The following is a 25,860-nucleotide window of genomic DNA, read 5'->3' on the forward strand; positions in this document are numbered from 1 at the left end:
GGCGAGCTGAAAGTATCCAGCAGCGTCTACCAGTATGTGTTCAAGAAGATTTGATGAGCTAGGTCGAACCTGAGACTGAACCGATGGCCACCCCAACCGGGGTGGTCATCGCTTGGCAATGGCCGCCATGGACATATCGACAATGGCCGTCAAGCGTGACTCTTCGTGGACCATTTTGCCGAATACCCGCAGCCCCTGGATCATGCACAGCAGGAAATCGCCCACTGTTTTCTCATTCAAGGTCGAATTGAACACCCCTTCGGACTGACCGCGAATGACCGCTGCCGTCAGCAGAGTCAGGGTCCGACTCATGAACGATTCTATGCGCGCATGCAACTGCGTGTCTTCCGGCATCATTTCCAGCGTGGTGTTGACAATGAAGCAACCATCCAGGCCTTCGAGCGCTGAAGCAGAGCGGGTGTAATGCAGCAACGCCGCCCTGAGGGCCTGATCGGCGGGTTCGCTGGAATTGAGTCGAGCCGCCAACTGGGCAATAGAACCGTCGCTGTAATGCTCGATAGCGGCCAGCAGCATGCCGTGCTTGTCGCCAAAAGCACCGTACAAGCTGCCACGCATCAACCCGGTGGCCTTACAGATTTCGTCCAGTGAGGTACCGCGATACCCTCGTGCCCAGAAAACATGCGCAACGACCTCGGAAATAGCGTCAACGTCGAACTCTCGAGGACGTCCACGTACTGGGGGGCTGGCAGTTTTTTTGGAAGGATCGGTATTAGGCATGCTCGCAATAATACATTGACTGGCTGACAGGGAGGCAAAAAAATGCCCCATGTCGCCATCCAACACAGGGCACGCTGACTTATCCACAACCCGCCGGGCGGGCGCCTCAGGCCAGGACTTCGTCAGGCTTGCCGAGCAGGCGGTCGATCACCACCGCAATCGCCAGCATCACCACCGACGGCACCAGCCAGGCCAGGCCCTGCTCGCTCAACGGCAGGTGCGACAGCTGCGCCGGCATCCAGTCCGCCAGCCCGGCGCCCTTGAGGGCGTCGATCATGCCGAACAACAACGACACCAGCATCACCGGCCCGACGATCCGCCCCTGGGCATGCCAGAACGACTGGCAGAAGCTCAGGGCCACCAGGGCGATGCACGGCGGGTAGATCGCGGTCAGGACCGGGATCGAGAAGGCAATCAGCTTGGTCAGCCCCAGGTTCGACACCAGCAGCGAGAACGCCGCCAGGATGATCACCAGGCTCTTGTAGGACAGCGGCAGGACACGGCTGAAGTACTCGGCACAGGCGCAGGTCAGGCCCACCGCCGTCACCAGGCACGCCAGGGAGATCAGCACCGCGAGGAAACCGCTGCCCAGGGAGCCGAAGGTATGTTGCACATAGGCGTGCAGCACCGCCGCGCCATTGCTGGCACCGGCCGCGATTTCATGGCTGCCCGAACCCAGGCGGAACAGGCTGATATACACCAGCGCCAGGCCGAGCCCGGCAATCAACCCGGCAATGATCGCGTAGCGGGTGATCAGCCGGGGCGAATCGACACCGCGGGAACGGATGGCATTGACGATGACGATACCGAACACCAGGGCACCGAGGGTATCCATGGTCAGGTAGCCATTGATGAAACCCTGGGAGAACGGAGCCGCGACATACTCGGGGGTGGCCGTGCCGATATCGCCGGCCGGCAAGGCAAACGCCGCGATGCCCAGGGCCGCCAGGGCAATGATCTTCAGCGGGGCGAGGAAACGCCCGACAGTGTCCAGCAGGCGCCCGGGGTACAGGGAAATGAAGAACACCAGCAGGAAGTACACCGAGCTGTAGAGCAGCAGCGCCAGTGGGCTTTCACCGGTCAACGGCGCTAGGCCGACTTCGAAGGACACAGTGGCCGTGCGCGGGGTGGCGAACAGCGGGCCGACCGCCAGGTAGCAGGCCGCGGCCAACAAACCGCCGGCGACCTTGCCGATGGGGCTGCTCAGGGCATCCATGGCACCGCCGACCTTGGCCAGCGCGACCACGGTGATGACCGGCAGGCCGACCCCGGTGATCAGGAAGCCCAACGCCGCCATCCAGACATGGGGTCCGGACTGCAAACCGACGATCGGGGGGAAGATGATGTTGCCGGCCCCGACGAACAGGGCAAAGGTCATAAAACCAAGTGCCAGGATGTCCTGGCCTTTCAACACTTTCATTTCAGGAAATACCACACTGCTGAATCGGAATTTAGAGAGGGATTTCCCGTGGGGTGAGGGAAATGCTGTCGACCCGTATGGGGTTGACCCGTTTAGCGCGCGGCGGCCTTGTGGGCAGCGGACGCAAAGAGGCGGGCATCCTAGCAAACTCAGGTGCAAGGCGCACTATTTGAGGGCGATCATGTCCTGCGAGCGACACTTTCAGGTCGCGTTTTCATATGAAACCCAGAAAGCACAAAGGCCACCCGAAGGTGGCCTTTGCCGGTATTGCGTCAGCTAAGCGCGAGGCTTACTTGACCGCCCAACCGGTCAGCTCGGCCAGGGCCTTGCCAATGTCTGCCAGCGAACGCACGGTTTTCACGCCTGCGTCTTGCAGGGCAGCGAACTTCTCGTCCGCAGTGCCCTTGCCGCCGGAGATGATTGCGCCCGCATGGCCCATGCGCTTGCCCGCAGGGGCAGTCACACCAGCAATGTAGGAAACAACCGGCTTGGTCACGTGGGCCTTGATGTAGGCCGCCGCTTCTTCTTCAGCCGAACCGCCGATCTCACCGATCATGACGATCGCTTCGGTCTTCGGGTCTTCCTGGAACAGCTTCAGGATGTCGATGAAGTTCGAGCCCGGGATCGGGTCACCGCCGATGCCGACGCAAGTCGACTGACCGAAACCGGCGTCAGTGGTCTGCTTCACAGCTTCGTAGGTCAGGGTGCCGGAACGGGAAACGATACCGACCTTGCCTGGCAAGTGAATGTGACCTGGCATGATGCCGATCTTGCATTCGCCTGGAGTGATCACGCCTGGGCAGTTAGGGCCGATCAGGATCACGCCCAGCTCGTCGCATTTGACCTTGGCGTCCAGCATGTCCAGGGTCGGAATGCCTTCGGTGATGCAGACGATCAGCTTGATGCCGCCGAACGCTGCTTCCAGGATCGAGTCCTTGCAGAAAGGAGCTGGAACGTAGATCACGCTGGCGGTGGCGCCAGTGGCAGCTACAGCGTCTTTCACGGTGTTGAACACGGGCAGGCCCAGGTGCTCGGTGCCGCCTTTGCCCGGAGTTACGCCACCAACCATCTTGGTGCCGTATTCGATGGCTTGCTGGGTGTGGAAGCTACCCTGCGAACCGGTGATACCCTGGCAGATAACCTTGGTGTCTTTATTGATCAGGACGCTCATTATTTGCCCTCCGCAGCTTTGACAACTTGTTGAGCAGCGTCGGTCAGGCTGGTAGCAGCGATGATGTTCAAACCGCTTTCTGCCAGTACTTTAGCGCCCAGCTCAGCGTTGTTGCCTTCAAGGCGAACAACAACCGGGATTTTCACGCCGACTTCTTTCACAGCGCCGATGATGCCTTCGGCAATCATGTCGCAGCGAACGATGCCGCCGAAGATGTTGACCAGTACGGCCGCGACGTTGGTGTCGGACAGAATGATCTTGAACGCTTCAGTTACGCGTTCCTTGGTTGCACCACCGCCCACGTCGAGGAAGTTGGCTGGTTTGCCGCCATGCAGGTTGACGATGTCCATGGTACCCATGGCCAGGCCGGCACCGTTGACCATGCAACCGATGTTGCCTTCCAGGGCTACGTAGTTCAGTTCGAACTTGGCAGCGTGCGCTTCGCGCGGATCGTCCTGGGACGGATCGTGGAAGGTTTTCAGCTTGGGCTGACGGTACATGGCGTTGGCGTCGATGTTGATCTTGGCATCGAGGCAATGCAGATCGCCGTCGGCCTTGATCACCAGCGGGTTCACTTCCAGCAGGGCCAGGTCGTGATCCTTGAACAGTTTGGCCAGACCAACGAAGATCTTGGCGAACTGAGTCACTTGCTTGCCTTCCAGACCCAGCTGGAATGCCAGCTCGCGACCCTGGAATGGCTGAGCGCCAACCAGTGGATCGATAGTGGCCTTGAGGATTTTCTCAGGGGTGTCGTGAGCGATTTTCTCGATGTCCACGCCACCTTCGGTGGAAGCCATGAACACGATGCGACGGCTCGAACGGTCAACGACAGCGCCCAGGTACAGCTCTTTAGCGATATCAGTGCACGATTCAACCAGGATCTTGGTGACAGGCTGGCCATTGGCATCAGTCTGATAGGTCACCAGACGCTTGCCCAGCCACTGCTGTGCGAAGGCTTTAGCGTCTTCTTTGCTGCGAACCAGCTTAACGCCGCCCGCTTTACCGCGACCACCAGCGTGGACCTGGGCTTTGACAACCCACTCGGTCCCACCGATCTTGTCGCAAGCTTCTGCTGCTGCTTCCGGGGTATCTACCGCAAAACCCTGGGATACTGGCAGGCCGTACTCAGCGAACAGCTGCTTACCCTGATACTCGTGAAGATTCATGCTTTTTACCGTCTTCGTTAGGTACTGCGCATTCGGTGCTGCACTGATTGCAGTGCCGCACCACCTGTGACTGCTGCTTGCGTCGTTTTCCGGTTGCCCGGCCCGACGACGCAAGACTGCGTCCAGCGGACGTTCCGCGGTGAGTCTTGCGCACAAGGCTCACGACGGGCAGACCGCCGTGGTTTCTTATTATCTACTCAGCGTTTTTTCTTGTTGGCAATGTGGATGGCGCCGCCATTCACTGCCAACGCCGCTTCGTGCAACGCTTCGGACAGGGTCGGATGGGAGAAAACCATCATGCCGATGTCTTCGGCGCTGGTGCCGAATTCCATACCGATCGCGCCTTGCTGTACCAGCTCGGCAGCGCTTGGGCCAATCACGTGGACGCCCAGGATGCGGTCGGTCTTGGCATCAGCGATGACCTTGACGAAACCGCCGGTATCGTTGGCTGCCATGGCACGGCCACTGGCGGCGAACGGGAAGGTGCCGATGTTAACTTCAACGCCTTCGGCTTTCAAAGCCTGTTCGGTTTTACCGACCCATGCAATTTCCGGGTGGGTGTAGATAACCGACGGGATCAGGTCGTAGTTCATCTGGGCTTTGTGGCCCTTGATGCGCTCGACAACCATGATGCCCTCTTCCGAGGCCTTGTGTGCCAGCATCATGCCGCGAACCACGTCACCGATGGCGTAGACGCCCGGCACGGTGGTGGCGCAGTGATCGTCAACGTGGACGAAACCGCGCTCGTCGAGGGTCACGCCGCAATCAGCCGACAGCAGGTCGGTGGTCACTGGGCGACGGCCAACGGCCACGATCAGTTTGTCGAAAGTAATGGTCTGTTCGCCTTCGGAGTTGGTGTAGGTCACCACCACTTCCTTGCCCTTGTTGACCTTGGAACCGGTCACGCGAGCGCCCAGCTTGATGTCCAGACCCTGTTTGGTCAGGGTTTTCAGCGCTTCCTTGGAGACGGCGGTGTCGGCAGCCATCAGGAAAGTATCCAGGGCTTCCAGCACGGTCACTTCAGAACCCAGACGGGACCAGACGGAACCCAGTTCCAGACCGATCACGCCCGCGCCGATCACGCCGAGGCGCTTCGGTACGGATTGGAATTCCAGGGCGCCGGTCGAATCGACGATCACGTTCTGGTCAACCGGGGCAGGTGGAATGTCGATCGGACGCGAACCTGGAGCCAGGATCACGTTCTCGGCTTCGATCACTTCAACCGTGCCATCAGGCTTGGTCACTTCGACTTTCTTGCCGGCCAACAGCTTGCCGTGGCCTTCGATCGAAGTCACGCCATTGGCCTTGAACAGCATGGCCACGCCGCCGGTCAGGTTCTTCACGATACCGGCCTTGCGGCCAACCATCGCGGCGACGTCCATTTTCACGGCGCCGGTGGAGATACCGTGGATGGCGAACCCATCCTTGGCTTCATGGTACTTCCAGGAGCTGTCCAGCAGCGCCTTGGATGGAATGCAGCCAACGTTCAGGCAAGTACCGCCGAGGGCCAGCTTGCCCTCTTTATCCTGGTACTTCTCGATGCAGGCAGTCTTGAGACCAAGTTGCGCTGCCTTGATGGCGGCTACATAGCCGCCAGGGCCCGCGCCAATCACTACCACGTCGAATTTCTGAGTCATGTGTCATTCCTTATCGAATCAAACCGGACGGCCCCGCGTGGGGACCGTCGTGGGACGAAGCTGATCGTTCAAGCGGGCAAGGCGCCAGCGCCCTGCCCCCCTGGGCGCAATCAGATATCCAGCAGCAGACGAGCCGGGTCTTCCAGCAGGTTCTTGATAGTCACCAGGAAAGACACCGCTTCCTTACCGTCGATCAGGCGGTGATCGTAGGACAGCGCCAGGTACATCATCGGCAGGATCACCACTTCACCTTTGACCGCCATCGGGCGCTCGTTGATGTTGTGCATGCCCAGGATGGCGGCTTGTGGCGGGTTGACGATCGGCGTCGACAGCAGGGAACCGAATGTACCACCGTTGGTGATGGTGAACGTACCACCGGTCATCTCGTCGATGGACAGCTTGCCGTCACGGGCTTTCTTGCCGTAGGTGGCGATGCCGTTTTCGATCTCGGCCAGGCTCATCAGCTCGGCGTTGCGCAGGACCGGGACCACCAGGCCACGATCGCTGGACACCGCGACACCGACGTCGGAGTAGCCGTGGTAGACGATATCGGCGCCGTCGATGGAAGCGTTGACTGCCGGGAAGCGTTTCAGCGCTTCGGTGGCCGCTTTCACGAAGAACGACATGAAGCCCAGGCGCACGCCGTTGTGGGTCTTCTCGAACAGGTCCTTGTACTTCGAACGCAGGTCCATGATCGGCTTCATGTTCACTTCGTTGAACGTGGTCAGCATCGCCATGTTCGACTGTGCTTCAACCAGGCGCTTGGCCACGGTGGCGCGAACGCGGGTCATCGGCACACGCTTCTCGACGCGGTCGCCGGCAGCGAACACCGGGGCGGCGGCAGCCGGAGCAGCAGCCTTGGCTGGAGCAGCGGCAGGCGCGGCTTTCTTGGCGGCAACAGCAGCCACCACGTCTTCCTTGGTCACACGACCGCCCTTGCCGGTGCCGGCAACGGAAGCGATGTTGATGCCGTTTTCTTCAGCCAACTTGCGAGCCGCCGGTGCGGCCACGGGATCGTCTTCGCCAGCAGCGGCCGGAGCAGCAGCCTGGGCAGCCGCAGGAGCAGCGGCGGCGGCAGGAGCGGCAGCAGCAGCGCCGCCTTCAACGATGGAGCCCAGGACTTCGTCGGACAGAACGGTGTCGCCTTCGTTCTTGACGATAGCGCCCAGCACGCCGTCAGCGGTAGCCAGTACTTCCAGGACCACTTTGTCGGTTTCGATGTCGACGATCAGGTCGTCACGCTTGACAGCTTCGCCCGGTTTTTTGTGCCAGGTGGCAACGGTGCCATCGGCAACCGATTCCGGGAAAGTGGGGGCTTTGATCTCGATAGCCATTATCTGTGGTTCCTTAAATTCGGTTTCAGGTGCGCGAAGGCGTTAAACAGTAAAGGCATCTTGCAGCAGTTTTTCCTGCTGCTCAGCGTGCATCGATGCATAACCACAAGCCGGTGCGGCAGAGGCGTCACGGCCGGCGTACTCAAGTACCAGCGACTTGTTGTGTCCGCCAACGATGCGACGCATGTGATGCTGACTGCTGTACCAGGCGCCCTGGTTCATCGGCTCTTCCTGACACCAGACGATGTGCTTGAGGTGTTTGTACGGCGCCAGGATTTCGATCAGGTCGTCTTCCGGGAACGGATACAGTTGCTCGATACGCACCACAGCGATGTCGTCACGGCCTTCGGCACGGCGTTTTTCCAGCAGGTCGTAGTAGACCTTGCCGCTGCACAGAATCAGACGGCTGACCTTTTTCGGGTCGAGGGCGTCGATTTCCGGGATAACGGTCTGGAACGAACCTTCGGCCAGATCTTCCAGCGTGGAGATTGCCAGCTTGTGACGCAGCAGCGACTTCGGAGTCAGCACGATCAGCGGCTTGCGCAGCGGACGGATGACCTGACGACGCAGCAGGTGGTAGATCTGTGCCGGGGTAGTCGGCACGCAGACCTGGACGTTGTGCTCGGCGCACAGCTGCAGGTAGCGTTCCAGACGGGCCGAGGAGTGCTCCGGACCCTGGCCTTCATAACCGTGCGGCAGCAGCATGGTCAGACCGCACAGACGGCCCCACTTGTGCTCGCCACTGGTGATGAACTGGTCGACAACCACCTGGGCACCGTTGGCGAAGTCGCCGAACTGGGCTTCCCAGATCACCAGCGCCTCAGGCGTGGTGGTCGAGTAACCGTATTCGAACGCCAGCACGGCTTCTTCCGACAGGAACGAGTCGTACAGGTCGAAGCGTGGCTGACCTTCGTACAGGTTCTGCAGCGGAATGTAGGTGCCCGCGTCTTTCTGGTTGTGCAGCACGGCATGACGGTGCGAGAACGTACCGCGGCCGATGTCCTGGCCGGTCATGCGGATCGGGTGACCTTCGAACGCCAGGGTCGCGTACGCCATGGTTTCGGCGTAACCCCAGTTGATCGGCAGGCCGCCGGCTTGCATCTTCTGACGGTCTTCGTAGATCTTCGCGACCTGGCGCTGGACCACGAAGCCTTCCGGAATTTCCAGCAGCTTGGCGGACAGTTCCTGCAAGGTCTTCAGATCGAAGCGGGTGTCGTGACGTGCGGTCCACGCGTGACCCAGGTATGGGCGCCAGTCGACGAACAACTCCTTGTTCGGTTCCTTGACCAGGCTTTTTACCACGTGCAGACCGTTGTCCAGGGCGTTGCGGTATTCGTCGATCTTCGCCTGGACACGTTCTTCGTCCAGCACCTTGGCCTGAACCAGGCGCTCGGCGTACAGCTCACGGGTGGTGCGCTGCTTGGTGATCTGCTGATACATCAACGGCTGGGTGCCGCTAGGCTCATCCGCTTCGTTGTGACCACGACGACGGTAGCAGACCAGGTCGATCACCACGTCGCGCTTGTACTGCATGCGGTAGTCGATGGCCAACTGGGTCACGAACAGGACGGCTTCCGGATCATCGCCATTCACATGGAGGATCGGCGCCTGGATCATCTTCGCAACGTCGGTGGCGTACTCGGTGGAACGCGAGTCCAGCGGGTTGCTGATGGTGAAACCGACCTGGTTGTTGATCACGATGTGCACGGTGCCGCCGGTCTTGAAACCGCGGGTCTGCGACATCTGGAAGGTTTCCATGACCACGCCTTGACCGGCGAACGCCGCGTCACCGTGGAGGGAAATCGGCAGGACCTTGTCACCGGCCGCATCGTTGCGACGGTCCTGACGGGCGCGAACCGAACCTTCGACCACCGGGGAAACGATTTCCAGGTGAGACGGGTTGAACGCCATGGCCAGGTGAACTTCACCGCCGGTGGTCATCACGTTGGACGAGAAGCCCTGGTGGTATTTCACGTCACCGGAACCCAGCTCGACCTTCTTCTTGCCTTCGAACTCGTCGAACAGCTCGCGCGGGTTCTTGCCGAAGGTGTTGACCAGCACGTTCAGACGGCCACGGTGGGCCATGCCGATAACGATTTCCTTGGTGCCGTAGGAACCGGAACGCTGGATCAGCTCGTCGAGCATCGGAATCAGGCTCTCGCCGCCTTCCAGACCGAAACGCTTGGTGCCCGGGTACTTGGTGCCCAGGTACTTTTCCAGGCCTTCGGCGGCGGTGACGCGCTCAAGCAGGTGGCTCTTGATTTCCGCGGAGAAGATCGGACGGCCGCGCACGCTTTCCAGACGCTGCTGGAACCAGTGGCGTTGCTCGGTATCGACGATGTGCGTGAATTCAGCGCCGATGGTGCGGCAATATGTCTGCTGCAACGCTTCGTGAATTTCGCGTAGGCTCGCTTCCTCTTTGCCGATGAACAGGTCGCCGGCACGGAAGGTCGTATCAAGATCGGCATTGGTCAAGCCGTAATGATTGATCGACAGGTCTGCGGGTGCAGGACGCTGCCACAGTCCCAGCGGGTCGAGCTGGGCTGCCTGGTGGCCACGCATCCTGTAGGCCTGGATCAATCGCAGCACTTCAACCTGCTTCTTCTCGTGCTCACTGCTCACGCTGCCGGCGGAAACCGGTTGGGCGCGGCGCTGGTTCTTTGCCAGCAAGACGAAATGGTCGCGGATTGTCGAGTGCGAAACATCGGTGGCAGCGTTGCCGTCAGCGGGCAACGTCTGAAATTTGGTGCGCCACTCTTCTGGCACAGCGTTAGGGTCGTGCAGGTAGAGCTCGTAGAGCTCTTCCACATAGGCAGCGTTACCACCTGAAAGATAGCCGCTGTTCCACATGCGCTGCATCACGCTTTCTTGCATGCTTGGTCACCCTCGGTTAGGGGACACCACCGGCGAAAACACCACGCACGCTTGCAACAGTCCGAATGCCGAGACCAGAACAAGCCACTTGGGATCACGCTGATAGTCCGGGTACCAGCCCGGATGCCCCTGCTGGTCTCATTTCTTCAAAAATAAGAGCCACAGCTTTATGAGCCGTTGCTCTGGTTATAGCCGGGGCGCGGGTTGAAGCCCGCGCCCTGGCCTTTCTACGGTTACAGCGGTGCCACTATTTACAACTGCCGTTTTACAACAGCCAGGTTACAGCCGCTGAATCACACGCCGCTTTGCAGCAACATGTTACGGATGTGACCGATGGCCTTGGTCGGATTCAGGCCTTTCGGACAGACGTTGACGCAGTTCATGATCCCGCGGCAGCGGAATACGCTGAACGGGTCATCCAGCGAAGCCAGACGCTCGGTGGTCTTGGTGTCGCGGCTGTCTGCCAGGAAGCGGTACGCTTGCAGCAGGGCGGCCGGGCCCAGGAACTTGTCGGGGTTCCACCAGAAGGACGGGCAGGAAGTCGAGCAGCAAGCGCACAGGATGCACTCGTACAGACCGTCCAGCTTCTCGCGCTCTTCCGGCGTCTGCAGACGTTCGATGGCCGGAGCCGGCGTGTCGTTCTGCAGGAATGGCTTCACCTTCTCGTATTGCTTGTAGAAGATGCTCATATCGACGACCAAGTCACGGATCACCGGCAAACCAGGCAGCGGACGCACCACCAGCTTGTTGCCCTTGACCACGGCGGACAGCGGCGTGATGCACGCCAGGCCGTTCTTGCCGTTGATATTCATGCCGTCGGAACCGCACACGCCTTCACGGCACGAGCGACGATAGGAGAAACCTTCGTCCTGTTCCTTGATCAGGGCCAGTACGTCCAGCACCATCAAGTCCTTGCCACCGGTGTCGACCTGGAAAACCTGGGTTTTCGGTGCGGCGTCGGTGTCAGGGTTGTAACGATAAACTTCGACTTGCAACATATCGATCACCCTTTAGTAAGTCCGGACTTTTGGTTCGAAAGTCGGAACGGTCTTCGGCGAGAAGTTAACGGCACGCTTGGTCACACGCTTCTCACCCGGGAAGAACAGGGTATGGCACAGCCAGTTTTCGTCGTCGCGCTCTTCAAAGTCTTCACGGGCGTGGGCGCCGCGGGACTCTTTGCGATGCTCAGCGGCAATCGCCGTGGCTTCGGCCACTTCCAGCAGGTTTTGCAGCTCGAGGGCTTCGATACGCGCGGTGTTGAAGGCCTGGGACTTGTCGTTGATCTTGACGTTGGCAATACGCGTGCGCAGGTCAGCCAACTGGGCGATGCCCTTCTGCATGTATTCGCCGGTACGGAATACACCGAAGTAGTTCTGCATGCAGCTTTGCAGCTCGCGACGCAGAGTCGCCACGTCTTCACCGTCGGTACGCTCGTTCAGAGCGGACAGACGTGCCAGTGCCGCCGTGATGTTGGCGTCGGTGGCGTCGTCGTAGTCGATACCGTCGGTCAGGGCTTTTTCCAGGTGCAGGCCGGCCGCACGGCCGAAGACCACCAGGTCGAGCAGCGAGTTGCCGCCCAGGCGGTTGGCACCGTGAACCGATACGCACGCCACTTCACCGACCGCGAACAGGCCCGGGATGATGGTGTCGACGCCTTCGGCGTCCTGGGTGATCGCCTGGCCATGGATGTTGGTGGCAACGCCGCCCATCATGTAGTGGCAGGTTGGAACGACCGGAACCGGGGCAACGACCGGGTCGACGTGGGCGAAGGTCTTGGACAGTTCGCAGATACCTGGCAGGCGGCTGTGCAGCACTTCCTCGCCGAGGTGGTCGAGCTTGAGCAGCACGTGGTCGCCATTCGGGCCACAGCCGTTGCCGGCGATGATTTCCTTGACCATCGAACGTGCTACCACGTCACGACCGGCCAGGTCTTTCGCGTTCGGAGCATAACGCTCCATGAAACGCTCGCCGTGCTTGTTGATCAGGTAACCGCCTTCACCGCGGCAACCTTCGGTGACCAGTACACCAGCGCCGGCGATGCCGGTCGGGTGGAACTGCCACATTTCGATATCTTGTACCGGCACGCCAGCACGCAGGGCCATGCCGACGCCGTCACCGGTGTTGATCAGGGCATTGGTGGTGGACGAGTAGATACGACCGGCACCGCCGGTGGCCAGGACGGTGGCCTTGGCGCGGATGTAGCTGGTTTCACCGGTTTCGATGCAGATCGCGATCACACCGACAAACGCGCCGTCCTGGTTCTTCACCAGATCGACAGCGTAGTACTCGTTCAGGAACACGGTCCCGGCTTTCAGGTTGCCCTGATAAAGGGTGTGCAGCAGCGCGTGACCGGTACGGTCGGAAGCGGCGCAAGTCCGTGCGGCCTGACCGCCTTTACCGTAATCCTTCGACTGACCGCCGAATGGACGCTGGTAGATACGACCCTGCTCGGTACGCGAGAACGGCATGCCCATGTGGTCCAGCTCGTAAACGGCAGCCGGGCCTTCCTGACACATGTATTCGATAGCGTCCTGGTCACCGATATAGTCGGAACCCTTGACGGTATCGTACATGTGCCAGCGCCAGTCATCGTTCGGGTCGGCGGACGCGATGGCGCAGGTGATGCCACCCTGGGCCGATACGGTGTGCGAACGGGTCGGGAACACCTTGGTGATCACGGCCGTCTTGTGACCACCCTGGGCCAGTTGCAGCGCGGCACGCATGCCCGCACCGCCGCCGCCAATGATGATGGCGTCGAAAGAAATCGTTGGAATGTTAGCCATGAATCAGATACCCCAGAGAATCTGCACACCCCAGACGAAGTAGGCGAACATCGCAACGCCGCATACTGCCTGGAAAAGGAAACGCACTGCTGTCGCGGACTTGCCCAGCGCCATCGGCGTCAGGTAGTCGGTCGAAATGGTCCACATGCCGACCCAGGCGTGAGCGCCCAGGGCCACCAGGGCCAACAGACTGAAGATGCGCATCCCGTTGTGGGCGAACAGCCCGTGCCACTGGGCGTAGCCCAGGCCCGGATTCGCAACGACGTATCCGATCAGGAAGATGAAGTAAGCCGCGAGAACGACAGCAGATACGCGCTGCGCCATCCAGTCGTAGAGGCCCGAACGCGATAGGTTCGTAACGCTGGTTACCATATCCAAACTCCCGCCAGAACGATCAGCACCACGGAAATGGCGATGACGATTTTAGAGCCCAGTTTGCCGCCTTCCAGCGTTTCACCGATGCCCATATCCATGATCAGATGGCGCACACCAGCCACCATGTGATACAGCAAGGCGGACAGAAGCCCCCATCCAATGAACTTGGCCAGCGGGCTGGTCAAGCACGCCTTCACCTCGGCGAAACCTTCCTCCGAACCCAGGGATTTGCCCAATGCATACAGCATGAAGCCAAGGCCCAGGAAGAGAATGATGCCGGATACACGGTGAAGAAACGACGTAACGCCGGTTATGGGGAGTTTGATGGTCCTTAGGTCTAGGTTTACAGGTCGTTGGCTTTTCACGGCTTTTTTTTCACTGATGAGCCCTAACGATCAGGGCAAAGTTGTTGGGCAAGTGCACTGGTCAGGTACCCACCACCCAGGGAGTGACGACCCCCAGTAAAACAGGCCCAAAAGCCCCTGGCGGTCGGGTGCCGAGTATAGACAGTTAGGCTACTAATGACAACGCAAAGGACTACCCCTAATAGCGCATTGCGTTAGCCGGATAAAAGGCGTAAATAGCCGTCAATTTCGAGGAAAAGGTCCGCCCAAAGCCGCCTACGACAAGACTTTTGGCAAATTGACATTCGAATTTATCTCACTATAGTGGTGCGGGCCCTGCGTGGGGGGCCTGTCTGATGATTTCAAGCATAAATAGGAGGCCACATGGCTGACAAAAAAGCGCAGTTGATCATCGAGGGCGCAGCCCCCGTCGAGCTGCCCATTTTAACCGGCACCGTTGGTCCCGATGTAATCGACGTGCGGGGCCTGACGGCCACGGGCCGGTTCACATTCGACCCTGGCTTCATGTCGACCGCTTCCTGCGAGTCGAAGATCACCTATATCGACGGCGATAACGGCATCCTGCTGCACCGCGGCTACCCGATCGAGCAACTCGCCGAGAAATCCGACTACCTGGAAACCTGCTACCTGCTGCTCAACGGCGAACTGCCGACAGTCGAGCAGAAGGCCCAGTTCGTCAGCACCGTGAAGAATCACACCATGGTGCACGAGCAGTTGAAGACCTTCTTCAACGGTTTCCGTCGCGACGCCCACCCGATGGCCGTGATGTGCGGCGTGGTTGGTGCCCTGTCGGCCTTCTACCACGACTCGCTGGACATCAATAACGCCCAGCACCGCGAGATTTCCGCCATTCGCCTGGTCGCCAAGATGCCGACCCTGGCCGCGATGGTGTACAAGTACTCCATGGGTCAACCCATGATGTACCCGCGCAACGACCTGTCGTACGCGGAAAACTTCCTGCACATGATGTTCAACACCCCGTGCGAGATCAAACCGATCAGCCCGGTGCTCGCCAAGGCCATGGACCGGATCTTCATCCTCCATGCCGACCACGAGCAGAACGCTTCGACCTCCACCGTGCGCCTGGCGGGCTCTTCGGGTGCCAACCCGTTCGCCTGTATCGCCGCCGGTATCGCCGCGCTCTGGGGCCCTGCCCACGGCGGCGCGAACGAAGCGGTCCTGACCATGCTCGATGAAATCGGCGATGTCTCGAACATCGACAAGTTCATCGCCAAGGCCAAGGACAAGAACGATCCGTTCAAGCTGATGGGCTTCGGTCACCGGGTCTACAAGAACCGCGACCCACGCGCCACCGTGATGAAGCAGACCTGCGACGAAGTCCTGAAAGAGCTGGGCATCAACAACGATCCGCAGCTGGAACTGGCCATGCGTCTCGAAGAGATCGCCCTGACCGACCCGTACTTCATCGAGCGTTCGCTGTACCCGAACGTCGACTTCTACTCGGGGATCATCCTCAAGGCGATCGGCATTCCAACCAGCATGTTCACCGTGATCTTCGCCCTGGCGCGGACCGTGGGCTGGATCTCCCACTGGAAGGAAATGCTCTCCAGCCCGTACAAGATTGGCCGTCCGCGCCAGCTGTACACCGGCTACGAGTCGCGTGACATCACCAAGCTGGAAGACCGCAAGTAACCCCTGCCTTGCAATAGCGTCTTAGCGACAACGGAAACGGCCTCTTGATAGAGGCCGTTTCTGTTTGTGCCACCCAGGCCCGGGTTTTGCTGCGCCTGTCAGGGCCTCTTCGCGGGCAAGCCCTGCTCCTACAGTTCGGTGTCGTATGCGAGCCTCATGATCGACACGGAACCTGTCGTACGCAGATCATATGATCGACGCAAAACTGTAGGAGCAGGGCTTGCCCGCGAAGGCGTCCTGACAGGCAACACAAGGCTCAAGACCTTCATTTCCAGCAAAGCTCCCGACAAAAAATGCCCCGGTCTCTCGACCAGGGCATTTCGTTGCAACACAGCTTATATAGAGAAGCCTATACAACCCTTAGTGGGAAACCGCCCCACTCGCCCCCAGACCGGTCTGCGAACGCACGAACTGCGGGAAGAACAGCGCCCTTTCCTTCTCCGCCGCCACCGACTTGTCGGTAATGGAGAAGAACCAGATCCCGACGAATGCAATGGCCATCGAGAACAGCGCCGGGTACTCATACGGGAAGATCGCCTTCTCGTGATGCATGATCTGCACCCAGATGGTCGGGCCGAGGATCATCAGCCCTACCGCACTGACCAGGCCCATCCAGCCGCCGATCATCGCGCCACGGGTGGTCAGCTTCTTCCAGTACATGGAAAGCAGCAGCACCGGGAAGTTGCAACTGGCGGCAATCGAGAACGCCAGGCCGACCATGAACGCGATGTTCTGGCTTTCGAACAGGATGCCCAGGCCGATCGCCAGCACGCCAAGGGCGATGGTGGTGATCTTCGAGACGCGGATCTCATCCTTTTCGTTGGCCTTGCCCTTCTTGATCACGCTGGCATACAGGTCATGGGACACCGCCGAGGCACCGGCCAGGGTCAGACCGGCCACCACCGCGAGGATGGTGGCAAAGGCCACGGCCGAGATAAAGCCGAGGAAGATGTTGCCACCCACCGCGTTGGCCAGGTGCACCGCCGCCATGTTGTTGCCACCGAGCAGCGCGCCCGCCGCATCCTTGAACGCCGGGTTGGTGCTGACCAGCAGGATCGCGCCAAAACCGATGATAAAGGTCAGGATATAGAAGTAGCCGATGAACCCGGTGGCGTACAACACGCTCTTGCGCGCTTCCTTCGCATCACTCACGGTGAAGAAACGCATCAGGATGTGGGGCAGCCCGGCAGTACCGAACATCAGCGCCAGGCCCAGCGAGAAGGCCGAGACCGGATCCTTCACCAGGCCGCCGGGGCTCATGATCGCCTCACCCTTGGGGTGAACCTTGATCGCTTCGGAAAACAGCATGTTGAAGTCGAAGTTGACGTGCTTCATCACCATCAGCGCCATGAACGAGGCACCGGACAGCAACAGCACCGCCTTGATGATCTGCACCCAGGTGGTGGCCAGCATGCCGCCGAACAGCACATAGAGGCACATCAGGATCCCCACCAGGATCACCGCCACGTAGTAGTCCAGGCCGAACAGCAACTGGATCAGCTTGCCGGCACCGACCATCTGGGCGATCAGGTAGAAGGACACCACCACCAGCGAACCGCAGGCCGACAGCGAACGGATCTGGGTTTGCCCCAGGCGGTAGGACGCCACATCGGCAAAGGTGTACTTGCCCAGGTTGCGCAGGCGCTCGGCGATCAGGAACAGGATGATCGGCCAGCCCACCAGGAAGCCGATGGAGTAGATCAGGCCGTCATAACCCGAGGCATAGACCAGCGCGGAAATCCCCAGGAAGGACGCCGCCGACATATAGTCGCCGGCAATCGCCAGGCCATTCTGCAAACCGGTGATCTTGCCGCCCGCCGCGTAGTAGTCGGCAGCCGACTTGTTGCGCTTGGAGGCCCAGTAGGTGATGCACAGGGTGGCGCCGACGAACACCACGAACATCGCGATGGCCGCCACATTGAGAGGTTGCTTGTGCACTTCGCCGGTCAGGGCGTCAGCCGCCAGGACCAGGGGCGCGAAAGCCGAGCCGGCCAATACTGCCAATAGACGCCGGATCATTGTTGGGCCTCCTTGAGAATCGCGTTGTTCAGGTCGTCGAACTCGCCATTGGCGCGACGCACATAGATGGCCGTCAGGACGAACGCCGAAACGATCAGTCCGACACCCAACGGGATGCCCCAGGTGATGGAAGAGCCGGGACTGAGTTTAGCGCCCAGGATCTGTGGCCCATAGGCGATCAACAGAATGAAACCCGAGTAAAGTCCGAGCATGATCGCCGACAGTGTCCAGGCGAAGCGTTCCCGTTTCCTGACCAGCTCCTTGAAGCGGGGGCTGTTTTGAATCGAGAGGTAAATGCTGTCGTTCATTGTTTTTATCCTCGCAGCACAGATGAGATGAAACCTTTTTCACTTTAGGCGGCTGGGGAAGCGAAACCAGACGACCTTAGTATTAGAACGACATTACGGTTTCGCCAGTTTTCAGGCGAAGACGCTCTGACTCAGTGTAGGCGGTGATGACAGACACCCAGACGCAAAAAGGCCGCATGACGGAATATCATGCGGCCTTTTCGGGGTACTACGCGGGCAGGTGGGTTACTTGGTCCACTCGGCTACGCGGTCCGGGTGCTTGGCCACCCAGTCCTTGGCCGCAACATCCGGCTTGGCGCCGTCCTGGATCGCCAGCATGACTTCGCCGATCTCATCCTTGGAGGCCCACTGGAACTTCTTCAGGAACGCCGCCACTTCCGGCGCCTTGGCTTCCAGCTTCAAGCTGCCGATGCTGTTCACGGTTTCCGCGGCGCCATAGACGCCCTTCGGATCGTCCAGGAAGCGCAGTTTCCACTTGGCGAACATCCAGTGCGGCACCCAGCCGGTGACGACAATGGACTCGTTCTTCTTCTCGGCACGGGTCAGTTCGGCGATCATCCCCGCCCCCGAGCTGGCTTGCAGCTTGTAGTCCAGACCGTAGTCCTTGATGGCCTGGTCGGTCTTGAGCATCACGCCTGAACCGGCGTCGATGCCGACGATCTTGTTCTTGTAGGTGGTATCAGTCTTCAGGTCGGCGATGGACTTGGCCGTGACGTACTCCGGCACGATCAGGCCGATCTTGGCGTCCTTGAAGTTGGGGCCGTAGTCGACCACCTTGTCCTTGTTCTTGGCCCAGTACTCGCCGTGGGTCACGGGCAACCAGGCCGAGAGCATGGCATCGAGCTTGCCGGTAGCAACCCCTTCCCACATGATCCCGGTGGCGACGGCTTGCAGCTTGACGTCATAACCCAGTTTCTGCCGGATAACCTCGGCCGCCACGTTGGTAGTGGCCACGCTGTCCGACCAACCATCGACATAACCGATGGATACTTCCTTGGCCGCCGCACCGGCCAGGTTGGAACTGATCGCCAGTACCAGAGCGGCACCTGCGCCTAAGAGTCGTCGCATCTTCATCGTTACTTCCCCGAAATGCTGCACCCGACGACTGCCGGGCGACGTCAACGTATTGTTATAGTGCATGGCGCCCCCATCACGCCTCACCCTTGAACCCGTCCGATCATCAGCGGAGTTCTGACGCCCTGATCATCAACCCGCCTCGCCCATCGACCTGCTCTGACAGCGACCTCAAGGCAACGAGAAACGACATCAGAACGCCAGCAATCGGGGACCCAAGAAATCCCCTCATTTATTGCGCTCGAACTTTGCATGACAAAATACTGCACAGGCCCAAGGCCGGTGGAAATCCGGGTAATATGCGCGGCTTTGTTCCCATACGGCCCGACCATGTCCGCCACTGCCCGTTTCCCGCTCCTCCCGTTGTTGTTCGCCAGCCTGCTCGGACTTCTTGCACTTTGCGGCTTCTGGTATGGCCTCGGCCAGCCGGTGATCCTGCCCGATGCGGCGACCCCGACCCACAAGCTGCAATGCGCCTCCTATACGCCGTTCGCCAAGGACCAATCGCCGTTCGACCAGCCGTTCAAGCCTCGTGTCGAGCGCATGGATGCCGACCTGGCGCTGCTGGCCACCCGCTTCGAGTGCATCCGCACCTATTCCATGACCGGCCTCGAAGCCTTGCCGGACCTGGCGCGCAAACATGGCCTGAAAATGATGATCGGCGCCTGGGTCAACAGCAACCCGGTGGACACCGAGAAGGAAGTCGATGCCCTGATCGCCTCGGCCAACGCCAACGCCGATGTGGTCAGCGCGGTGATCGTCGGCAACGAAACCCTGCTGCGCAAGGAAGTCACCGGCGACCAACTGGTCAAGCTGATCCACAAGGTCAAGGCCAACGTGAAGCAGCCGGTGACCTATGCCGACGTCTGGGAATTCTGGCTCAAGCATCCGCAGGTCGCCCCGGCCGTGGACTTCCTGACCATTCACCTGCTGCCGTACTGGGAAGATGACCCTGCCGGGATCGACCGCGCGATCGAACATGTCGCCCAGGTCCGCGAGGTATTCGGCAAGCGGTTCGCCCCCAAGGACATCCTGATCGGTGAAACCGGCTGGCCGAGCGAAGGCCGCCAGCGTGAAACCGCCCTGCCGAGCCGGGTCAACGAAGCGAAGTTCATTCGCGGTTTTGTCACCCTGGCCGAGCAGAACGGTTGGCACTACAACCTGATCGAGGCCTTCGACCAACCGTGGAAACGCGGCAGCGAAGGTGCGGTCGGCGGTTACTGGGGGCTGTTCGATGCCGACCGCCAGGACAAGGGCGTGTTGGCCGGGCCGGTTTCGAACCTGCCGCAATGGCCGCTGTGGTTGGGCTTCGGTGGGGTGATATTCCTCGGTACCTTGCTGCTGGCCGGGCGAGTGCGCAATACCCGGGCGGCGCTGTTGTTACCGCTGCTGGGGGCGCTGGCAGGTTGTTCCATAGGTGCCTGGGGCGAATTGGCGTGGGTCACCAGCCGGTTTACCAGCGAGTGGGTCTGGGCCGGCCTGCTGGTGCTGTTGAACCTGCTGGTGCTGGCCCATGCGGCACTGACCCTGGGTAGCCAGGCCGGCTGGCGCGCCGGCCTGTTCAAATCCCTGGAGCAACGCGCCGGCTGGCTGCTGGCAGGCGCGGGCTTTGCAGCAGCGGTGATGATGCTGGAGTTGGTATTCGATCCACGCTACCGCAGCTTCCCGAGCGCGGCCTTGCTGTTGCCGGCGCTGGTGTTCCTGGTACGTCCGGTGCGCGGCCCGCGTCGGGAGATGGGGCTGCTGGCTTTGATAATCGGCGCCGGTATTGCCCCGCAGCTGTACCGTGAAGGCCTGGCCAACCAGCAGGCCTGGGGCTGGGCGCTGGTCAGCGTGCTAATGGTGGCTGCGCTGTGGCGCAGTGTGCGGGTTCGTCAATAACAACACCGCAGGAGCGCAATATTACGCATAACTTGTGGGAGCGGTGCTTGCCCGCGAAGCTTTTAGCGGTATCAAGGTCCTCTTCGCGGGCAAGCACCGCTCCCACAAAAGCGTCCGTAAGCTCCACCGTTATCTCAAGCCGCCCGCACCAACCGCAACCCCGCGATCACCAGCGCAAACACCGCCAGACTGGTGTTGTACAACGCCAGCGCCGGAAACCCGGCCAGCAGCGCCAATACCGCCAAGGCCCGCCCCAAACGCCCCGGCGCGACAAAAGCCAATAGCGCCGCGACCAACGCCGTCCAGCCCAGCGCCTTGAAGTGGATCAACCAGCCCAGGTTGGAGCGCGCCTGGCACTGCCAGCGCGACGCCTCGTCCAGGCACAGCCCGACCCACTGCCCGTCCTCCATCAATCCATAACGCACGCCATAACTGGCAGCCAGCCACAACGGCAGGACAATAAGCAGCAGAACCAGCGGCAAACGGCGAGACATGGACAACTCCGATAAGCGAAAACGGCGCCCAGCATAATCGCCAGAACCACCTATGCAAGCGCTCACCACATATAACTGTTCGGCAAACTGCGGCAAAGTGTATCGTTGCCAGGCAATTACCCGTCGCCCCCCCATCTAAAATGCTTTTTTAGCGTCGGGACATGGCACTTCGGCAGTACCCCGATGGTCATAGCCTGCGAACCTCATTCAGTGCTTTCCTTCAAAGGGATGTAGTCATGCTCCGTTCTCTGCGCCTCGCTGCCTTTATCGGCGGTCTCATCTTGAGTGCGTCCGCCCTGGCAGTCGATGTCGACGCCGCCAGTTATGGCTACCCGCTGACCAACCCGTTTGAAGCGACCATCGCCACCACGCCACCGGCGCTGCGGCCGAAACTGCCCGACGACGACAGCATCCACCAGGCCGACTACAGCCTCAAGTTGCGCCCCGAGCGCGACTTCATCCTTCCGGACAATTTCTGGGCGGTGAAGAAACTCACCTACCGCCTGGCCCAGCAGGATCACCCTGCACCGCTGATCTTCCTGATCTCCGGCACCGGCGCACGTTATGACAGCAGCATCAACGAGTACCTGAAAAAGCTCTATTACCAGGCCGGCTACCACGTCGTGCAGCTGTCATCGCCCACCAGCTTCGACTTCATGAGTGCCGCCTCGCGCTTCGCCACCCCCGGTATCAGCCAGGAAGACGCCGAGGACATGTACCGGGTCATGCAGGCGGTACGCGCCCAACAACCGAAACTGCCGGTGACCGAGTACTACCTCACCGGCTACAGCCTCGGCGCCCTGGATGCCGCCTTCGTCAGCAAGCTGGATGAAACCCGGCGCAGCTTCAACTTCAAGAAAGTCCTGCTGCTCAACCCGCCGGTCAACCTCTACACCTCGGTCACCAACCTCGACAAGCTGGTCCAGACCGAGGTCAAGGGCATCAACAACAGCACCACCTTCTATGAACTGGTGCTGGGCAAGCTGACCCGCTACTTCCAGCAGAAGGGCTACATCGACCTCAACGACGCCCTGCTCTACGACTTCCAGCAGTCCAGGCAGCACCTGACCAATGAACAGATGGCCATGCTGATCGGCACGACCTTCCGTTTTTCCGCGGCGGATATAGCCTTTACTTCGGACCTGATCAACCGCCGCGGCCTGATCACGCCGCCCAAGTACCCGATCAGCGAAGGCACCAGCCTGACGCCGATGTTCAAGCGCGCCCTGCAGTGTGATTTCGACTGCTACCTGACCGAACAGGTAATCCCGATGTGGCGCGCCCGCAGCGACGGCGGCAGCCTGCTGCAACTGATCGACCAGGTCAGCCTCTACGCCCTCAAGGACTACCTGCACGACAGCCCGAAAATCGCCGTGATGCACAACGCCGACGACGTCATCCTCGGCCCTGGCGACCTGGGTTTCCTGCGCAGCACCTTTGGCAATCGTCTGACGGTCTACCCCCATGGCGGCCACTGCGGCAACCTCAATTACCGCGTCAACGCCGACGCCATGCTGGAGTTCTTCCGTGGCTAAATCTCTTTTGTTGATCGCAGCCCTGCTCTGCGCAACCCCTGCCCTGGCCGACAACAGCAAGGCCCATGACACCGTGGTGCCGGATCCGGACGGTTTCTCCGAACCGCTGAAAAAGCTCAAGTTCAACCCGGGCCTGGACCAGCGTGAGTTCGAACGTTCGACCCTCAACGCCCTGAGCGTCTACGACCCGTTGGAGTCCTGGAACCGCCACGTCTATCACTTCAACTACCGCTTCGACGAGTGGGTGTTCCTGCCGGCGGTCGATGGCTACCGCTATGTCACGCCGACCTTCCTGCGCGAGGGGGTGAGCCACTTCTTCAGTAACCTGGGGGACGTTTCCAACCTGCTCAACAGCCTGTTCCAGTTCAAGGGCAAGCGCGCGCTGGAAACCACCGGGCGCCTGCTGCTCAACACCACCATCGGCGTCGCCGGCCTGTGGGACCCGGCGACCAAGATGGGTCTGCCACGCCAGACCGAAGACTTCGGCCAGACCCTGGGCTTCTATGGTGTACCGGGCGGGGCGTACCTGGTGCTGCCGTTCTTCGGGCCGTCGAACCTGCGCGATACCACGGGGCTGGTGTTCGACTTCGCCGCCGAATCACAGATCAACTTCCTCAACGTTTCCCAGGTCAGTTCCGACCACCCGGAGATCTATCTGCTGGAGGCCATCGACAAGCGCTACACCACCAGCTTCCGTTATGGTCAGTTGAACTCGCCGTTCGAATACGAGAAAGTCCGCTACGTCTACACCGAGGCGCGCAAGTTGCAGATTGCTGAATAAACCCGGACCTTGCAGGGCCTGTTCGGGATATTAAAGACCCACAGGCCTGACAAGGACATAAGCATGTACCACCTGATCGCAACTGACCTGGACGGCACCCTGCTGCTACCGGATGACCGCATCGGCGACTATTCCCATGGGGTGCTCAAGCGCCTGTTGGAGGCCGGCAAGCATGTGGTTATCGCCACCGGGCGCAGCCAGCCCGATGTCGAGGCGATCCTGCGGCCCTACAACCTGAAGGTTCACCTGATCACCGCCAACGGCGCACGGGTCAGCAGTGCCTGCAAGACCCTGGACGCCAGCGAGCATCTGTCGCCGCAGGCGGTGCGAGCGCTGCTGGATGCCACCCGGCACGACCCGAACCTGGTGACCAACCTGTATGGCCAGTCCCAATGGTTCACCAATGCCGATAGCCAGTTGCTGAAGAGATTCATGCAGAACGAAGGCTTTCCTCCCACGGTAGTGACTGACGATGAGTTCCCCATCGAGGCGGTAGAGAAAGTCTTCTTTATCCACAAGGACAAGGACCATGAGGCCCTGGCGATCCTGGATGAACAGCTCAAGCGCCTGGTGGGCGATCAGGTGCACAGCACCTTTTCCTCGCCCTTCTGCCTGGAAATGATGGCCAGCAGCGTGTCCAAGGGCAGTGCCCTGAAGAAACTCGCGGACTTCCTGCAAGTGCCGCTGAGCCAGTGCATCGCATTTGGCGACGGGATGAACGATGTCGAGATGCTTTCGAGCATCGGCAAGGGGCTGGTCATGGGCACGGCTCACGCCAAGGTGTTCCAGGCCCTGCCCGGGCATGAAACCCTGGGCAGTTGCAGCGAAGAGTCGGTGGCGCGTTATCTGGCGGCGAACCTGCTGACAGCTTAATCAACAGACTGAACACGGTCCCTGTAGGAGCATGGCTTGCCAGCGAAGCCTTTGGCGGTCTTACGGGCCCCTTCGCGGGCAAGCCCTGCTCCTACAAGTTCCACGGTGCTTTCAAGATCGACATAAGACTGACTGGCCTCGAAGCAGGTCTGGGGCCTACAGCGCCGATGCCGTCTGCGCCACCAGCGAAACCTGCGGCAACCCGAGGAACCGGCACAGCTCATCGCGCTTGGCCAGCGCATCACGACGCCCCAGCTCGATCAACTCGCTGCAATAAGACGCCTCGAACAGCAGGTAGCTCAACACCCCGGCGCCACTGGTCCGGGTCGCCCCCGGCCCGCGCAGGAAAAAGCGCAATGCCGCCGGCAGCTCATGGCGATGGCGCGCGGCGATTTCATCGATCGGCTGGCTCGGTGCGATCACCAGCACATCCACCGGCGCCAGGCCCAGGCTGCGCGGTTGTGTCGGCAACATCCGACTGAACTGATTCAAGCGCTGCAGCAACTCGATATCGCTTTCCAGGCTGTCGATAAACGTACTGTTGAGCATATGCCCGCCAATCTGCGCCAGGCTCGGTTGCTGTCCGCTATACGTCCGCTCGGTGGCGGTGTCGACACCCCGCGGGTTGCCACTGACCCCCACCACCAACACCCGGGTCGCCCCCAGATGCAGCGCCGGACTGATGGGCGCCGACTGACGCACCGCACCGTCACCGAAGTACTCCTGGTCCAGCTTGACCGGGGCAAACAGCAGCGGGATCGCCGAACTCGCCAGCAAGTGCTCCACCGTCAGCCGGGTCGGCACGCCAACCCGGCGATGGCGCAACCAGGAGTCGATAGCGCCCTTGCCCTGATAAAAGGTCACCGCCTGGCCGGACTCATAACCAAACGCGGTCACCGCCACGGCGTGCAACTGCTGTTGCTCGATGGCGTGGTCGATACCCGGCAGGTGCAGTTTGTCATTGAGCAGGTCGCGCAAGGGCGAACTGTCGAGCAACGCCACCGGTACTTGCGCGCCCATGCCCAGCAGGCTGTGACCGACAAAGCGGCTGGCCTGGCGTATCACACCCGGCCAATCGCTACGCAGCACCAGATGGCTGCGAAACCCTTGCCAGAACGCGGTCAGGCGCTCGATCGAGGCGGTGAAATCCATCGCCCCGCTGGCCAGGCTGACCGCATTGATCGCCCCGGCCGAAGTGCCGACGATCACCGGAAAGGGATTAGGCGCCCCCTCGGGCAAGAGCTCGGCAATCGCCGCCAGCACCCCCACCTGATAGGCCGCGCGCGCGCCCCCTCCAGAGAGAATCAGGCCGGTGACCGGTTCAGCTGGGCTCATCGCGACACTCCATTAATCAGTAACATCCTGATACACCACGCCTG

21 protein-coding genes are annotated in these 25,860 nt (G+C 60.6%); 5 read left to right on the plus strand and 16 right to left on the minus strand.

Going from position 1 to position 25,860, the window contains the following annotated elements; translation table 11 throughout:
• Window positions 1-105: 105 nt before the first annotated feature.
• The 11 genes from M5C56_RS19220 to sdhC form a co-directional block, all read right to left on the minus strand.
• The gene (locus M5C56_RS19220; RefSeq protein ID WP_349292292.1) at window positions 106-789 is read right to left on the minus strand and encodes a TetR/AcrR family transcriptional regulator; all 684 of its coding nucleotides are present in this window, start codon (window positions 787-789) and stop codon (window positions 106-108) included.
• Between the two features lie 55 nt (window positions 790-844).
• Window positions 845-2,158, minus strand: a complete 1,314-nt coding sequence (gene brnQ / locus M5C56_RS19230; protein WP_103498766.1) for a branched-chain amino acid transport system II carrier protein — start codon at window positions 2,156-2,158, stop codon at window positions 845-847.
• A 289-nt stretch (window positions 2,159-2,447) separates the two neighbouring features.
• Window positions 2,448-3,329: a succinate--CoA ligase subunit alpha gene (gene sucD / locus M5C56_RS19235; RefSeq protein ID WP_019692317.1), complete on the minus strand. Its 882-nt coding sequence runs from the start codon at window positions 3,327-3,329 to the stop codon at window positions 2,448-2,450.
• The gene (sucC, locus tag M5C56_RS19240; RefSeq protein ID WP_103498765.1) at window positions 3,329-4,495 is read right to left on the minus strand and encodes an ADP-forming succinate--CoA ligase subunit beta; all 1,167 of its coding nucleotides are present in this window, start codon (window positions 4,493-4,495) and stop codon (window positions 3,329-3,331) included. Before sucC ends, sucD begins: the two co-directional genes overlap by 1 nt.
• 197 nt (window positions 4,496-4,692) lie before the next feature.
• Window positions 4,693-6,132 carry a dihydrolipoyl dehydrogenase gene (lpdA, locus tag M5C56_RS19245; RefSeq protein WP_103498764.1) on the minus strand — a complete coding sequence of 480 codons (1,440 nt, stop codon included), beginning with the start codon at window positions 6,130-6,132 and terminating at the stop codon, window positions 4,693-4,695.
• A 110-nt stretch (window positions 6,133-6,242) separates the two neighbouring features.
• Window positions 6,243-7,466 (minus strand): 2-oxoglutarate dehydrogenase complex dihydrolipoyllysine-residue succinyltransferase, encoded by a 1,224-nt coding sequence (odhB, locus tag M5C56_RS19250; RefSeq protein WP_100940870.1) that lies wholly within the window; start codon window positions 7,464-7,466, stop codon window positions 6,243-6,245.
• Between the two features lie 42 nt (window positions 7,467-7,508).
• Entirely contained in the window at window positions 7,509-10,340 is a 2,832-nt protein-coding gene (locus M5C56_RS19255) for a 2-oxoglutarate dehydrogenase E1 component (RefSeq protein WP_103498763.1), read from the minus strand.
• Between the two features lie 293 nt (window positions 10,341-10,633).
• Window positions 10,634-11,338, minus strand: coding sequence for a succinate dehydrogenase iron-sulfur subunit (locus M5C56_RS19260; RefSeq protein WP_100940979.1), 705 nt, complete (start codon window positions 11,336-11,338; stop codon window positions 10,634-10,636).
• A gap of 12 nt (window positions 11,339-11,350) precedes the next feature.
• Entirely contained in the window at window positions 11,351-13,123 is a 1,773-nt protein-coding gene (gene sdhA / locus M5C56_RS19265; protein WP_100940872.1) for a succinate dehydrogenase flavoprotein subunit, read from the minus strand.
• Window positions 13,124-13,126: 3 nt separating this feature from the next.
• The gene (gene sdhD / locus M5C56_RS19270) at window positions 13,127-13,495 is read right to left on the minus strand and encodes a succinate dehydrogenase, hydrophobic membrane anchor protein (protein WP_103498762.1); all 369 of its coding nucleotides are present in this window, start codon (window positions 13,493-13,495) and stop codon (window positions 13,127-13,129) included.
• Window positions 13,489-13,863: a succinate dehydrogenase, cytochrome b556 subunit gene (gene sdhC, locus M5C56_RS19275; protein WP_103498761.1), complete on the minus strand. Its 375-nt coding sequence runs from the start codon at window positions 13,861-13,863 to the stop codon at window positions 13,489-13,491. Before sdhC ends, sdhD begins: the two co-directional genes overlap by 7 nt.
• 363 nt (window positions 13,864-14,226) lie before the next feature.
• Between sdhC and gltA the strand changes: the two genes are divergently transcribed.
• Window positions 14,227-15,516, plus strand: coding sequence for a citrate synthase (gene gltA, locus M5C56_RS19280; protein WP_103498760.1), 1,290 nt, complete (start codon window positions 14,227-14,229; stop codon window positions 15,514-15,516).
• A 360-nt stretch (window positions 15,517-15,876) separates the two neighbouring features.
• Here the strand turns inward: gltA and M5C56_RS19285 are convergent, their stop codons facing one another.
• The 3 genes from M5C56_RS19285 to M5C56_RS19295 all read right to left on the minus strand — a co-directional run bounded on the left by M5C56_RS19285 (window position 15,877) and on the right by M5C56_RS19295 (window position 18,917).
• Window positions 15,877-17,535, minus strand: a complete 1,659-nt coding sequence (locus tag M5C56_RS19285; protein ID WP_103498759.1) for a cation acetate symporter — start codon at window positions 17,533-17,535, stop codon at window positions 15,877-15,879.
• Complete coding sequence (locus M5C56_RS19290) at window positions 17,532-17,843, minus strand: DUF485 domain-containing protein (protein WP_103498758.1); 312 nt, start codon at window positions 17,841-17,843, stop codon at window positions 17,532-17,534. Before M5C56_RS19290 ends, M5C56_RS19285 begins: the two co-directional genes overlap by 4 nt.
• A gap of 225 nt (window positions 17,844-18,068) precedes the next feature.
• A complete protein-coding gene (locus M5C56_RS19295; protein WP_103498757.1) occupies window positions 18,069-18,917 on the minus strand; it encodes a glycine betaine ABC transporter substrate-binding protein in 849 nt (282 codons plus the stop codon).
• 330 nt (window positions 18,918-19,247) lie between these two features.
• Between M5C56_RS19295 and M5C56_RS19300 the strand changes: the two genes are divergently transcribed.
• The gene (locus M5C56_RS19300; protein ID WP_103498756.1) at window positions 19,248-20,798 is read left to right on the plus strand and encodes a beta (1-6) glucans synthase; all 1,551 of its coding nucleotides are present in this window, start codon (window positions 19,248-19,250) and stop codon (window positions 20,796-20,798) included.
• Window positions 20,799-20,932: 134 nt separating this feature from the next.
• Here M5C56_RS19300 and M5C56_RS19305 read toward each other — a convergent pair whose 3' ends face one another.
• Entirely contained in the window at window positions 20,933-21,292 is a 360-nt protein-coding gene (locus tag M5C56_RS19305; RefSeq protein WP_103498755.1) for a hypothetical protein, read from the minus strand.
• A gap of 236 nt (window positions 21,293-21,528) precedes the next feature.
• Between M5C56_RS19305 and M5C56_RS19310 the strand changes: the two genes are divergently transcribed.
• From M5C56_RS19310 to M5C56_RS19320, 3 genes are all read left to right on the plus strand, one after another.
• The gene (locus M5C56_RS19310) at window positions 21,529-22,827 is read left to right on the plus strand and encodes a serine/threonine protein kinase (protein ID WP_103498754.1); all 1,299 of its coding nucleotides are present in this window, start codon (window positions 21,529-21,531) and stop codon (window positions 22,825-22,827) included.
• A complete protein-coding gene (locus M5C56_RS19315) occupies window positions 22,820-23,608 on the plus strand; it encodes a VacJ family lipoprotein (RefSeq protein ID WP_103498753.1) in 789 nt (262 codons plus the stop codon). The genes M5C56_RS19310 and M5C56_RS19315 overlap by 8 nt, the downstream gene beginning before the upstream one ends.
• A 63-nt stretch (window positions 23,609-23,671) precedes the next feature.
• Window positions 23,672-24,481, plus strand: coding sequence for a Cof-type HAD-IIB family hydrolase (locus M5C56_RS19320; protein ID WP_103498752.1), 810 nt, complete (start codon window positions 23,672-23,674; stop codon window positions 24,479-24,481).
• A gap of 156 nt (window positions 24,482-24,637) precedes the next feature.
• On the opposite strand, the gene M5C56_RS19325 is transcribed toward M5C56_RS19320, so the two are convergent.
• Entirely contained in the window at window positions 24,638-25,816 is a 1,179-nt protein-coding gene (locus M5C56_RS19325; protein ID WP_103498751.1) for a patatin-like phospholipase family protein, read from the minus strand.
• Window positions 25,817-25,860 lie beyond the last annotated feature (44 nt).

The sequence above is a fragment of the Pseudomonas sp. MWU13-2862 genome, assembly GCF_023242495.1.
GTDB lineage: Bacteria > Pseudomonadota > Gammaproteobacteria > Pseudomonadales > Pseudomonadaceae > Aquipseudomonas > Aquipseudomonas gingeri_D.